This is a genomic window from Pseudoalteromonas distincta, assembly GCF_000814675.1.
In the GTDB taxonomy this organism is placed as follows: domain Bacteria; phylum Pseudomonadota; class Gammaproteobacteria; order Enterobacterales; family Alteromonadaceae; genus Pseudoalteromonas; species Pseudoalteromonas distincta.
In genome coordinates this window covers 46,737-60,674 of sequence record NZ_JWIG01000022.1, presented here as the reverse complement: position 1 = coordinate 60,674, position 13,938 = coordinate 46,737, and the positions used below count along the sequence as shown (strand labels likewise).

Here is a 13,938-nt window from a genome sequence, read left to right as displayed (position 1 = left end):
CCTTAAACCTTAAATTTACTTGAATGCTGAGCAACACATGGGTGATCCCTTCCAGCGTTAATTGAGAAATAAGCTCAATTCCAGCATTGAATGGGAAATATTCCAAATTCCTATTGGAAATTCACTTATCAAAGCCTCGCCTTATATGAAGCCCTGCTCCAAGCTTAAAAGCCTCGCCTTATATGAAGCCCTGCTCCAAGCTTAAATGAGAAAGAACATAAGTGAGGTTGTTTTAGTAACTTATGGGAATAAGAAAATTGCATCCGGCGGTTTCAATAGCGATTACTTTATATATAAAACAAAGGAGCTATTGAAACAGTTAAGCAGTATTTAGCTGCTCAGAAATAATACTTAAAAGCTCTTCAGCATCACTATATTCAATTTGAACTGCTCTGCTTATATCTAGTACTAAATTGTCTACTTTGGACTCAATATTGAACAATTTTTCATTAATGAATGAAAGAACTTCTTCGTTAGCGATGCTGCAAGCATCAGTGGCTAGTTTCATTGTGCTCGCTTTATGTTCATCATAGTTTTGAGCGTCCATAAAGTCATCCTCATAAAGTGAATCTGCGATATCAGGTATTTTTGAGTAGTGCCTAGTGAGATAAAAAATATCCATTGCGTCTTTACGTCTAACGCTATGCTCCCTTTCTAGCCATGAAATTAACTTCAACAATAGCATCCCAGCAGGCGATGCAACTTTAATATTAAGATTGGGGTTATTGGCAATTTCTACGTCTAGGGCATGTTTAAATGCTTCGTTAAAGCCTGTTACTGACATTCCAATATCGTGCTGTGGCGGCCAAGTAATAGAGTTTCCATCACCAGCAATATTTCCAAATGGAATAATATCAATCTCCCAGCTCTCACCGTTAGGAACGGTAGTTACTAGCTGGTGTACTTTTGTTTGAGCAGGGGTAAAACCATTTTTTAGCAGATGCTCCTTTAACTGTTCAAACTGATCCCAGTTTTGGACTTGTATACCAAAATCAATATCTCTTGTACCTCGCTCAATTGCAGCACCGTAGCCATGGTGGAGTATAATGTCTCTGGCGGTAGCACCTATGACTAGGTAAGGGATCCCTAATGCTTCAGTATGGGCGTTTATTTTTTGATAAAGGTCAACTAACCCGCGTGGTAATTTACCAACGACATTAAGCGATGTGCTTTTCATAAAACCTCGTTGCAGCATCTATGTTTCTTGTGTCTCTACTAGCTAATAAATTAGCATAAATTAAATACGGGTGTGCTAAATGAGTCTTTGACCCAACAAGTTTTTCTATAGCTAAAAATGGCTCCACTAAAACTACTTTTGTTACTGCATCGTTTATATTATCTTCTGCTTTTACTTTTCGTAATCGTGCAGTTTTTAAAATGACTTTTTTATGTTCAGGGCTTACGTAAATTAGATAATTTTTTGTATTTAAATAATCATCATATTGTTGAACAGCATATTCGCCTCCCCATATGGCATTTACATTATTTAGTTCAAGTTTTTGTAGTCGCTGCGTGTTGTCAGTAGTGAAGACTTCTTGTTTTAATTTAGCTTCAACAGTTACAGGATAAGCGTCTAACCACTTCTCTAGTAAAGCTTTTGAATTGTTGATTGTTTTAGTGTGTTGGTCTTTTTGAACTATAAACTCTTGATATATTAAATCGTCAATTACTTGTTTAACCGTTCCCAGTGCAACCTCGGCCATCTTTGCAATTGTGCGCATGGGTTTATTTACCAGCTCCGGTTGCACTAAAAACATAAATACTACTTTCATACCCTTGGGTTGAAATGCCTTACCTAATTGTTTGGCTAAGGCTATTTCATTGTGGGCTTTTTCGGGCTTATTTCCCTGAATATCAATATAAATTGGGGAGCAATTAATATACGTGTTACCAACTCGGTCTATAAAGGATGTATTTTGCTCCTTTAATAGAGCTGCTTGATTAGGGTTGATGTACTCAGTAATTAATAGGGCATTGGTTATCTGATTTTTTATTTTTAATTCAGCAATATACTTTTGTAAGGTGGTTGTATTTAGGTGCTTTTTGCATTTAATAATTAAATTGCTTTTAACATTAGGCAAAGCGAGTTCGCCTTCAGTACACTCTTTTTTAAAAGCTTTATACTCTGCGCCTAAACTCGTCTGCAAGTTTAATTTCTCAATAGCTGCCTGTATTATCCCGTGGTCCATCATTTGTTCACTAAATTTAACTGTTCATTGTTTATGAACATAAATATAAATTGAACGCCAGTCAAGTTTTGTTCACTAATTTAAGTTGTTCATTTTTATTGAACGGCCGTCATTAATGAACGAGGAGGGGGCAAGCTCACAAGCTTAAATTGCCTTACTGTAATTAGTGGGATAAGTACCAGCCTGATAAGTTACCTTTAGAGAGTTTATAACAGCTCTATTAAAATAGCTCTGTGTTAAGCGTAACGTTTAGCACAGGGCTTTATAGTTTTAGATTAACTGGCTTAACACGCAAGCGCATTAAAACGAATATTGCAGCCTTAATGAGATTGCATTGCCCGATGTGATAGTACCACCGGCCTCAAAGTAGTCGGCTTTAATGTAGTCGGCCATAAATTTTATGTTTTTGTTTACGGTGTAGTTAACGCCAAGGGCGTAGGTTTTTGCGTCTTGGTTTTCTTGCTTGAGCTTAAGTAAGCTATAGCGACCAGTGAGCTCCCAGCCTGGCTCTGAGTTTGCGCCTAGTTTTGCGTTTTTATACTTGCGGTATCCGCCTGATAGCTGATAACCAAATTGCAAATAGCCGCCTTCGTAATCATTGGTTGACTCTTCAATACTGGTTATTTGTGCTTGTTGCCACTCGGCCATCATGGTCAATCTGTCTTTAAGCCATAATAGCTCTATACCTTGCTGCGAGAGGCTATCGGCATTAATTTTATCGCCTTCTATTAATGAGTCGGCGGTATAAACCTCAAGTGGCTCATTTACTCTAAATTCGTTACCGTCGTACTGCCTCTCACTAAATGCGACGCCTAAGTGTAATAGGTTAGTATCTTGCTGCCATGGCACCCAGGCTACCCGCCCTGTAATAGCAGATGTTGCTTCGTCTTCGTCGGGCTGATAATAACCAAGTTGCCAATTTACTGAGGCTATGTCTCCCGATAGGCTAATACCTAAACTTCGCCCTGGCGAAAATGCTTCGCTTATCATGCTGCGTTCAAGCATTAATAAATTACGAGAGCTAGTTATTTTTTCTAGGCCAAAACCTTCTTTTTGTTGGCCTATGGTTAAATCAGCATATTTCCAGCCTGAGTATTCTAGGTAGGCGTCTTTTATTTCGGTTTCGCCATCGGCAAAGCCAAGCTGAAATTTACTTTTCCAGTCTTTGCTTATGTCTGATTTAAAACTTAGGCGAGCGCGGCGTATTTCTGAGGTACTTTCTGAGCTGTTGCTGTCGTATTGATCCTCTAATAATGAGGTATCAAACTTGTTGTAGTCGAGCATGATATAGCCGCTTAGGTCTATATCATCGTTAATTTTGGCAAAGCTTGCGTTACTAACAAAACAACAAAGTGTTGAAAGCGCCACTGTAGAAATAGTTAGTTTAGAGGTCATGTTAGGCTACCTTTGTTTGTTTTTCGGCTAAGTAGCTCACTTTTAGTTGGGCTACATCTTTTAAAAAGTCGATGTGCTCTATGTCTACAGCAACTACGTTTAGGCCTGTGCGCAGTTTTAAATCGTTGATGAGTGTGGCTTGGTTTTGCGGAGTTATGTTTTCTATGCGCTCGTAGCAAACGCTTTGTACTTCGTAGCGTTTTACAAATACACTTGAGTCAATTAAAAAGGCAATTAAGCAAATTATGCCGTTAAGAATACTTAGCTCAATTAAGCTCATTTGCCCTACAGAGGTAAGTAAAGCAATGGCGGTAACGAGGAATAAGTAAGTCATTTCTTTAATCGAAATAGACTCAGTGCGGTACCTTAGCATGGTAAATACCGCAAATAGACCAAATGCAAATTCCATTGACATATCAACGCCATGCAGCAAAAAGGTAATAATAAAAACGCCTACGCCAAATAAAATAAACGAGCCTGCCACCACTGCATTTTTACTAATACGAAAGTAACAGCCATAGCAAAGTACAGCCAGCGATAGGATGTTTACTAAAAAACGGGAAAGAAAAATAAGATCTAATTTTGTCATTTTAATTATTCTCTAAAGGTAAAAGCGGGTTAGTGCGGTTAAGGTGTTTTAAACGGGCTAAAACGGGTTTAAAGCGGTTTACTTTTAAGCGCTCGGGGTAGAGCAAAGCACAGCCAATGCAGTATTTACTAAACGAGGCAGGGAATATGTGGTGTTTGCTCATCAGCTTATAAAATGGCGAGTGTTTTGTTTTTTTGCGTTGCTTAAGTTCGGCAATAAAAAAGCCCGGTAGGGTTATTTTGTTATCACCTTTTGGGGTGTTGTACCACAGGTTAAAATCAAGCGTTAAGCGCTCGGCTTTTTCTTCGTTGGCTAAGGCTATTCGGTTATAGCCGCTTTGTTGGGTTACGTTTAGATGTGCAAAGCTGTTTTTCATTTGTTCTTTCATAAACGCAGTACAATGAACTTGCTCGTTGTTTTTTTCGAGCTTGATACGTGTTTTAACCGTACGGCTTTGATTGTCTTTTAGTTTTACTTCTAGGTATTCGGTGGCGGTATCAACGTAGCGTCTTTGGCGCACTTTGTAGCGATTAAGCTTACCGTTATGGTGGGCTTTGTATAAATCAAGCTCGGGCGTATCAAAGTACTGATTATAGTAAGAAAATAAACGCTTACCTTGTATATCAAGCACACGGTATTGGCCATGTAAGTGAGTTAGTAGCTCAGGTAAAAAAGACAGTGGCAGCATAAACTTGCTATCTACACGGTTCATTAAGTTGGCGTTATTAAGGTCTTTTAATCCGTAGCCTTCAAACGGGGTGAGTAGCTCGTTAATTAATGTTGATAATGGGCTATCAGCGTTTGGCTTTTCAGGTTGGGCCTGCTTATTTTTAGTGTTTATTGCAGCAAGTGCTACAGGTGCAATTGAAGTATCCTTTTCAAAAAGTTCATCCTTTAAACGTGCTTGAATTGTCATAATTTTCTCAGATTATTAAATTGCAAAGTTACAGAGTGCAGTGCCAGCGTGCTGGCACTGCATGAAGGATGGGTTGTTTATCTAGAGCAAAAGCCGCTGCCGTCGCCGGCTGAGGGCAATGTGCCATCAAGCTGCGCGGTCATATTTGCTACGCGGTACTGCATAAACGACGTTAAACCGTAAAACTGCCCCGTAGTAGAGGTTAGGTTTTGCTCAAAATAATCTGAGCCGTAAAAACTAGTGGGGTCGTTTTGTACGTGCTCACGGATTAAGTCGGCTATTTCATTTACGCGGGCGCTAAATGTGTCGCTTGAAAGTGAACCATTAATAAGTTGCGTTAAGTAACTGTGGTACACATCAAGGTTGCTTTGCTCGGCAAATACATTAGCAATTAACGGGCGCTCGCTTAATGCGCCGCTTACTGGCTCATCAATGTAGAGCTCTCTTACATCTACGCCATTACAATTCATGTTAAAGGTGCCAAATGACTCGTTAAAATCCCATGGCAAAATGCTAAATACGCCATCGTCATCGTAAATATAATAGTTATGAGCAAGCGTACCGTGGTAGCTATCTAAATTAGAAAGCGAAGTGCTAACCGACATATAACGTAAAAGTGTATCTACCTCTATGGCGCTTGTTTCGCCGTCATCGAGCGATTCTACAAAGTTAATAAATGCGCCGTTATCGGTGGTGTCTTCGTTAGTTTGTAAGTTTATGTCGGTGTAGCTTTGTATGTCGTCACCTAGCCATAATAAATCGCTGCCTGTGCCATCAGGCTTGTATAAATCGCCGTTACTGTTGGCAAAGTGTTTTTCTACAAATTCTCCATCTATGGCTTCTACCATTAAGTACAAACCAAATAGTTCGCCGTTTACATAAAAGTTAACGTAAGCATGCTCAGGCGTTGGTACGCCCATTTCGTCCATTAGGTCGTAGGCAATTACTTCACGCATGTACGACGGGTCGTTAAACGAGTTTTGCAGTGTGAATTTTTTTAGCCCAAAAAACTTTTGGCCCGACACGTATTCGTTAATGTCGACCTTAAAGCTGTATCGGTCACTGCTAGAGTTGGCAACACTGCTTAAGCTTGAGCCGCCTTTAGTGCGAATAGCCACACTATCGAGTGTTACACCGTTAAAAGTAATAGCAGTTTCGTGATATTCCTCATCAAGTGGGTTATCTAGAATGTCTTGCCAGTTTTCGTCGGTAATTGTAATAGAAAGCGTATTAACAGCTGTGGGTGTAAATGCGGTTGCAACGGTATTCTCACTACCTGGAGTAGGGGTTAAAAACGCATGAGTAAAGTCGGTGCTGTTGCTTAGGCCGTAACTAAAGCCTGTGGCTACATCGCTTTCGTCCCAATCAATGTAGTCAATTACTTCATCGTTGAGTATTAAGCTTAACTCGTCTTCTTTACCTAGTTTAAAGGGTACGTAGTAAGTGCCTGGATCTTCATCGGTGGCATAAATAGTAATGTATTGGCCTGCGTATAAATCTATGTCGGGCAGGGTTACTGGGTCTATGTCGTCGCTTTCATCAATAACTTGGTAGTTGGCTAAGTTAATAGTATTTTCGCTGTTATTGTATAGCTCAAACCAGTCGTTACCATCGTCTGCGGCGCTTGCCACCACTTCGTTAATAACGAGTGGTCCGTGAGTTGCTTTGCTGTTTTGGCTAAGCTCTGTTGGAGTTAATACCGCTGTTGCATCGCTGCCATCTGGGTAGCGGCCATAGCTGTAACCACTCAAGGCTTGGCCTTTTTTCCACGATAACTGCTCTATAATTACATTGTTACTGTAAAGGCTTACGGTATCGCTTGAGCCTAATTTAAACGCTACGCTTGGGAGGTCGCCTAAATCATCGGTGCTGGCGTAAATGCGATAAAACTCACCGGGCGCTAAAGTAATGTCGGGTAGGGCAAATTGCTCGTTATTGTCATCACTTAGTGTGTAGTCAGCTAAATAAACATCGCTACTGCTTGTTACATAAAGCTCTATCCAGTCCTCGGAGCCGCTGCTGTCTTTTGCTACTACTTCGTTTATACGCAGTGGGGCATCTTCAGCAATTAGCGTGGTAACAAGTGTTGAGGTGTCGGCTGTTTGGTTAGCTGCGCCCTGTGTTGGTGTTAATGTTTGCGCGGTGCCGGTGCCATCGGTGTATAAACCGTAGCTAAAACCTTCAGCGGCTTCGCCTTCTTCCCAATCAAGTACAGACACCGCAGTGCCATTTTCATAAAGCGTAACAGCGTCGTCGCTACCTAGTTTAAAGGTAACGTAATAACCGTTGTCGGGCGGTGTGTCGGTTTCATCAATGGCTTGAATAACAATAAACTCACCTTGCGAAAGCGCTACTGCAGGCAATGCTTGAGGCTCTCTGTCGGCGTTATCATCAACAAGTGAAAATACCGACAAATCGGCTATATCTTCAGTGGCATATAGCTCAATCCAATCGTAGGAGGTATCACTTGGGCTTGCGACAATTTCGTTTATAACTAAGCCAGTTGACGTGATTGTTGATGATGAATCAGTACTTTGCTCTGTGCTAGTGTCGGTAGTTTGCTCAGTACCGCCGCAGCCATACAATAATGTAGTAGAGGCAATAACTGAATAAAATATAAAAGGTTTTATATTCATGTAGGCACGCTTATTATTTTATTAAAGTGGATAAACTATAAGAATAAAAGGTGCAAACAATGTGTAAACATTCAGTAAATTACGTTTTTGTGATGGTTTTATGACAGGCTTTTAAGGACGCGTTAACTGCAAACCTAGCAATAGTTGAGTGCGTATATTTAAACGTAAAAAAGCAGATACCAATTAGCATCTGCTTTTTAATTTTTAACGAAGAATATTTAATTAAGCTTGAGGTTTAATTAAGTACTTCTCGCCTGTAGCTTGTTTAGAATAAGCCGCGATTGACTGTAAATGTAACACCTCAGCTAATGACACTTCATGCGTGTAGTTGCTCGAAAATGTAGTGGTGATTTCATCAGCAACGCGTTTGCGCATTTTCATTACTGTATCTGTGCCTAATTTACCTAAGGCATTAAATAACAAGAACCCGTTTACAGCCCATGCAAAACCAAAGTTACGGTTTAATGTAATAGGGCCGCGGTCTAGTGCGCCATAAATGTACACTTGTTTAAATGTATCAGAGCCATAAATTGTGTGCTCTTTCATATCGCGCGCAGCTGCAACTTCCATACAGTTAAGAATGTCACTTGTTAGTTGGCCGCCACCAATAGGGTCAAACGCTATAGTTGCACCAGTTTCGATTATTGCAGCAGTTAGGTCAGCAAGAAAAGTGTCGCTGCTTGAGTTAACAATATATTTTGCACCCATATCGCGCAGTAATTTTTCTTGTTCTGGTTTGCGAACAATATTAATTAAATCAACGCCATCGGCAATACAAATACGGTTTAGCATTTGGCCAAGGTTAGAAGCCGCTGCGGCGTGAATAATGGCTTTATGGCCTTCAGCGCGCATGGTTTCTACCATTGCTAGTGCGGTAAGTGGGTTAACAAAAGATGATGCACCTTCTTTAGCGGTAGTCCCTTCTTTTAGCTCTAGGCAACTTTGTACATTGGCACATATAAATTGACGATACGTACCGCCGCCAATTACTGCAACGGTTTTACCCATTAATGCTTGTGCGGCTGGTGATGAGCCTGCTGCTACTACGGTGCCTGCGCCTTCATTACCTACGGGCGTTGCTTTTCCAACACGGGTTTTAAGTGATGGCATAAATTGAGCTGGAACATCGGCAGTAATTACTGGGTCTTCATCAGTACCCGATTGCTTTGCAGTAGACATATCAGCTGCGCTGAATAAAACGCCTAAGTCTGATGGGTTTAATGGTGCAGCTTCAATGCGAATAACCACTTCATCGGCATTCGGCTTTGGCATCTCGATGTTTTTTAAGGCAAGTGTAAGTTTATTGTCTTCGCTGATAGTTGAAGTAAGTTGGATATTTTTATCTGTCATAGGTGTCTCCTGCAAAGAATTAAATTTGTTAAGCCAATAGCATTATTGTATTGGCGATCTGTCTTAGTAATTAAAAATTAGAATAGATACTTTTATAGCTACGCGTTATTTGGCGTTTGCTGCTTGAATTTGCGCTTTCACTTTTTGCATAAATTCAGCCATATTTGATTGGCGATCGGCCTCTATGCTTTGGGCAATGGCTAATTGGCTCATTGATTCGTTCCACTCTTTCATGCCGGGTACTTGTGCAAGTACATCCCAATCAAGCTGGCTTGAGCCAAAGGCGCTAACTATGGTGTTTACGTAATAAACGTAAATGTCTGCCATTGTGAATTGCTCGCCTGCAATCCAAGGTGAAAACTTACACACGCTACTCAAAGCGGTTACGCCACGCGTTAATACTTGGCGTACTTCGCCTTTAGTTGTGTCGGTTACTTCAGCGCCTGAAAATACATAAGGGATAAACCGCCTGCTTGGCAGTTCAAAATAAAGCTCTGCCATTTTCATAATTTGACGTACAACTGCGCGCTCACCTGCATCTTCAGGATATAGCGGGGTTTGTGGGTACGACTCTTCAATAAAGTCGCAAATAACACTCGACTCAGAAATATTAAGGCCGTTAGCTGTTGTGATTGCAGGCACTTTGCCTGCAGGGCTGATTGCTAATAACTCTTCACTACCGCCGTAAACAAGGTGTTCTTTAAATGGCAGTTGTTTGTGTAAAAGTACATGTTTAACTAGGTTGTAATAGTTGCTAGCAGCAAAACCGTGCAAAGTAATCATAAGTCAGCTTTCCATCATTAACGTGAAGATACTCATTGCCAAAAAATGCAATTTAAGTCCCTGTCTTTAGGTTGAATACATTATTACTTGTTTTAATTTGCTTATATATAGGGGAAAATGCGAATCACTTTTGTCTTTAAGACAATAAAGCATTTTATTTAATGGAGAGGCGACTTGGATCAACTAAAAGCCATACGGTATTTTATTAAAGTGGTTGAAACGGGCAGTTTTACCAAAGCTGCCAAAGCTTTTGATGTGCCGCCCTCGTCGTTGTCGAGGCGAGTTGCTGATTTAGAAAAAAGCCTAGGTGCGACGCTTTTAAAGCGTTCGACCCGCATAGTTAAATTGACCGAAGTTGGGCAAATTTACTATAACGATGTTCAGCAAATATTAAATCAGCTAGAGCAAAGCCACGAAACTGTACGCAGTTATCAAACAACACCAATGGGGCGATTATGTATAAGCTCAATGGTAAGTTTTGGTGACAAAATATTACTGCCTCTGCTTGATGAATTTAGCGCGCTATACCCCGAAATTATATTAGATGTTAGCTTAAGTGATGAGCTGTCAACACTTGGGCGTGACGATGTTGATATTGCTATTCGCGGTGGCTATGCGCCAAATGAGCGCGTGCTAGCAATAAAACTAATGGATAACGGCTTTATTCCTGTCGCGTCACCCTGCTATCTACAAAAATATGGTGTGCCTACTAATGTTATGGAATTAAAGGGCCACAGTGGCCTTTATTTTAAAACGCCAGCGGGGCCAACGCCGTGGTTATGTAAAGTGGATGAGCAATGGCACGACGTTTCTGGGCCTGCGGTCGCTATTTCAAATAACGGATCGTGGCTCGCTAAAAAAGCGTGTAATGGCGAGGGCATTTTAATGTCAACTCGATGGGCGCTCGACTCATACCTTGAGTCTGGCCAGTTGCAAGAGCTTAAGTTTGAGCATGAATTAGCGATAAGTCAAAATGCGACTATGGCGGTTTATTTGTTGTATCAAAAGCAGCGCTATTTAGTACCAAAGGTAAAAGCGGCGGTCGACTTTTTAGTACAAAGAATAAAAGAAACAAATGAAGAGTAATGAGCGAGCAGAATAGCGCTTAAGACTCAGCTGGGTAGTAGATAAATAGAGTGGTGAATTGGTGAATTGTCGCATGGCGCTGCGCTTATTCGATTTAGATTTATGCTTATTTAATTTATTAATGGGTTGTTTGTATAGATAATAGGTAAAAAACGTCTCCTTAAGCTAAAGCTTTTAATGGTGCGTCCGATAAGTTACTTAATAGGGCTTAGCGATTAAGGATAATCATGGTTAATAATGTATTTGGCAGCCAGGCTAATTTAAGCACTTTGTTGGCCCAATCAGTTAATAACGCTAACCAAAGCTCTGTGAGTCCTTCGCTACACACCAGCAGCGACCTTCAAGCTATTAATGATTTACAAACTAACGAGTCAAAAATAACCGATGGGTTATTAAGCCAGTTAAATAATAAAACTCTTGAGGAAGCACTAGCCAGTAATCAAAAAGCAGGGGACGTGTTAAAGCAGCAACTTACCTCGTTATTTACTATTTCAAGCACGCCGAGCACGCTTAACTATAAACTCTCCGATGAAGAACTCGCCCTGCGCACCGTAATAAGCTCTCAGCATGAGGGGTTATTAAAAAACGAAAACAGCACCCAATTAATTGAACGATTAAATACATCAGTTAAAAATATTCAGGGTGCTTATGCTAATACCAGCGATATTTTATCGAGTTTAGGTCAGCTTGGGCATGAGCAAAAAACGTTTTTAGCCTCAAGCCAGCAACGTGTTGAGCGCTCGCTTAATCCTTACATGGAAAGCCTTAATCGCGCAAAATACGAGGATGACGATAACTACCTGTTTGAGCTCTCGGTAAAAACTAAAGAGGGTGATGTTATAAACATTACCTTTAACTCATCGCAAGGTTATGACGAAAAAACAGGTGAAGCGATAGATGGCTTTGGCATAAATTACGAAGTTAATGGCAATTTATCAGAGGCTGAACATGGCGCTTTAACGCAGGTTATGGCGGGTGTTGGTGAAATGGCCGATGAATTTTTTAAAGTGAGTGAAAATTCATTCAACCCTCTTATAGTGCCAAATCAAATAGACATGAGCTTAGATTTTTTAGCGGGCTTTAATAGTGAGCAGTTAGCCGGTTTTAATGTATCGTTTTCAACAACGCAAAACGATGCGCTTGATACTGCCCAGAACACGCTTGATTTAAGTTACTCCATTGATGAAGCATCAAACCAGCAAGCACTTGTGTTTAAAGCAGTAGGTGGGCAAAACGACATTGATTTTGCACTCGATATGTCAACCATTGGCGCTAAAGACACGCAGCAAATGCAGCGGTATTTAGCGTCGCTCGATCAAAGCCTAGAAGATAGCCGAGTAAACAGCACCAAAGACGATAAAGAGTCGGCATTTGGGCGCAAAGGCGACGAGGCAATGCAGCAAGGTTTTGCATTGTTTAAAGGCGCTTTTGCGAGTATGTCGTCGGCGGCTGAGCGTTATAGCAATTTGGAGTCACTTGCAGAACAGCACTTTAATGACGGGCGCGCCATGGTTGCCGATTTGGTTGATAACATGATTACAAACGATGCCCGTTACCAAGGGCTTGGTAATAAAGCCCCAAATACATTGGGTGCGAGTATTTCTAAGCTCGCTGATTTTGATGCCACTTTTTCATATGCGCTGGATAACGGCGATTATCAGCCTAAAAGTACAATTGAGCTAAGCCAAGCGACAGAGCAAAGCCAATTAGGGGAGCTTAGCGGTGTAACGCAAAGTAAAAATGTAAGTAGCCACTTTGATTATCAATACAGTCGCCCTGATTATTACGACAAAGAAGAGAGTTATAACGTAGGTACTGCGGTTAAAAATAAAGAACTTGTGGGGCTTGATCAGTCTCACGAGGTTGATGTTGATACAAAAATGTTTGAGTTTAATCCGCAAACCAATCAATACGAGCTGCAAATGACGATGCAAGAACAAACCGTTAGTAAAAGCAACATTCGCTTAATTGACGATATTTGGCTTGAAGAAAACGAAAACAGCTACAACATGAATAAAAAAGAGCGTGTTGAGAGTGACGAAAAGCAAGACGAGTTTAAAAAAACAAGCAGCCACTCCCATAATAAACTAGTTACCCTAATTGGTGATTTAGACAAGCTAGCTGATAATAAAGACGTAAGGCGAGAATATTTAACTAACTTATCGCAAGTTAACTTTTTTATGGATAAAAAGTAACGGTTTTGAGTTGTTCACTCCACACTCAATATTGGGTATAGTCGTTAAATGCCTCATTTAATACTTAATTAAATACCCAATTAAAGAGTACCTTATGTTTAAACAATTAATTTTACTGTGCGCTTTAAGCATGCCGCTTGTAAGCTGCGCTGCTACAGCGCCATTTTCGGGCGAGATAAGTACGCAAGTACTGCTGAGCGACTACGACAAGTTTAACGAGCAATACAAAGCGTTCACGCCAACAGCACAAGATATAGCCCTAATGCAAAAGCTAGAAGGCAAAGAGCTAATTGTATTATTTGGAACGTGGTGCCACGACAGTGAGCGCGAAGTTCCAAAACTCATTAAGTTACTTTCTACGTCGAAAGTACAACTTGCAAGCATTGAATACGTGGCAGTAGGTTACAACAAGCAAGACGATGCAGGCATTGCACAGGCTCACGACTTACAATACACGCCAACGTTTATTGTTAAACAAAATGGCAAAGAGTTGGTACGCGTAATTGAAAAGCCAACGGGTACGTTAGCGCAAGACTTAACGCAGGGTTTGTAAGGTCTATTCTCATGTTATGGCAATTCAATTAAAAGGATGTATAAAGTTTGGTTTTTTGTGATTTGCTGCTAATAACAGCTTGTCATTTAACATCAATTAGTTAAGCGTTATGTGAGCATCAACTCGCGATTTTTATAATTAATATGGATATTTATGAAGTGCAAAAAGTGTAAATCAGGAATTACCTCCCCAATAGTTAAAACGACAAATATTAACGGGACTCCAATCGCGTCATCATCTTGCCCA

At 40.6% G+C, this 13,938-nt stretch carries 11 protein-coding genes; 3 read left to right on the top strand and 8 right to left on the bottom strand.

Translation table 11 applies throughout. The features are described 5' to 3' along the window. Window positions 1-319: 319 nt before the first annotated feature. The 8 genes from QT16_RS20465 to QT16_RS13880 all read right to left on the bottom strand — a co-directional run bounded on the left by QT16_RS20465 (window position 320) and on the right by QT16_RS13880 (window position 9,858). A complete protein-coding gene (locus QT16_RS20465; protein ID WP_052201249.1) occupies window positions 320-1,177 on the bottom strand; it encodes a nucleotidyl transferase AbiEii/AbiGii toxin family protein in 858 nt (285 codons plus the stop codon). Further along, window positions 1,158-2,192, bottom strand: a complete 1,035-nt coding sequence (locus QT16_RS13910; RefSeq protein WP_039488772.1) for a type IV toxin-antitoxin system AbiEi family antitoxin — start codon at window positions 2,190-2,192, stop codon at window positions 1,158-1,160. The genes QT16_RS20465 and QT16_RS13910 overlap by 20 nt, the downstream gene beginning before the upstream one ends. Before the next feature lie 297 nt (window positions 2,193-2,489). Further along, window positions 2,490-3,584 carry an OprO/OprP family phosphate-selective porin gene (locus tag QT16_RS13905; RefSeq protein WP_039488771.1) on the bottom strand — a complete coding sequence of 365 codons (1,095 nt, stop codon included), beginning with the start codon at window positions 3,582-3,584 and terminating at the stop codon, window positions 2,490-2,492. 1 nt (window position 3,585) lies between these two features. Then, window positions 3,586-4,173, bottom strand: a complete 588-nt coding sequence (locus tag QT16_RS13900) for a DUF4956 domain-containing protein (protein WP_039488770.1) — start codon at window positions 4,171-4,173, stop codon at window positions 3,586-3,588. A gap of 1 nt (window position 4,174) precedes the next feature. After that, window positions 4,175-5,089 carry a polyphosphate polymerase domain-containing protein gene (locus QT16_RS13895; protein ID WP_039488769.1) on the bottom strand — a complete coding sequence of 305 codons (915 nt, stop codon included), beginning with the start codon at window positions 5,087-5,089 and terminating at the stop codon, window positions 4,175-4,177. A gap of 77 nt (window positions 5,090-5,166) precedes the next feature. Next, on the bottom strand, window positions 5,167-7,725 hold the full coding sequence (locus QT16_RS13890) for a CotH kinase family protein (protein ID WP_039488768.1): 2,559 nt from the start codon (window positions 7,723-7,725) through the stop codon (window positions 5,167-5,169). A gap of 222 nt (window positions 7,726-7,947) precedes the next feature. Beyond that, the gene (locus QT16_RS13885; protein WP_039488767.1) at window positions 7,948-9,075 is read right to left on the bottom strand and encodes a zinc-binding dehydrogenase; all 1,128 of its coding nucleotides are present in this window, start codon (window positions 9,073-9,075) and stop codon (window positions 7,948-7,950) included. A gap of 105 nt (window positions 9,076-9,180) precedes the next feature. After that, complete coding sequence (locus tag QT16_RS13880) at window positions 9,181-9,858, bottom strand: glutathione S-transferase family protein (RefSeq protein WP_039488766.1); 678 nt, start codon at window positions 9,856-9,858, stop codon at window positions 9,181-9,183. A gap of 174 nt (window positions 9,859-10,032) precedes the next feature. Here QT16_RS13880 and QT16_RS13875 point away from each other — a divergent pair, with 174 nt between their 5' ends. From QT16_RS13875 to QT16_RS13865, 3 genes are all read left to right on the top strand, one after another. Beyond that, complete coding sequence (locus tag QT16_RS13875) at window positions 10,033-10,944, top strand: LysR family transcriptional regulator (protein WP_039488765.1); 912 nt, start codon at window positions 10,033-10,035, stop codon at window positions 10,942-10,944. Between the two features lie 227 nt (window positions 10,945-11,171). Continuing rightward, window positions 11,172-13,139 carry a hypothetical protein gene (locus tag QT16_RS13870; protein WP_039488764.1) on the top strand — a complete coding sequence of 656 codons (1,968 nt, stop codon included), beginning with the start codon at window positions 11,172-11,174 and terminating at the stop codon, window positions 13,137-13,139. A 94-nt stretch (window positions 13,140-13,233) separates the two neighbouring features. Next, window positions 13,234-13,692, top strand: a complete 459-nt coding sequence (locus QT16_RS13865) for a TlpA family protein disulfide reductase (RefSeq protein ID WP_039488763.1) — start codon at window positions 13,234-13,236, stop codon at window positions 13,690-13,692. The last annotated feature ends 246 nt before the right edge of the window (window positions 13,693-13,938 follow it).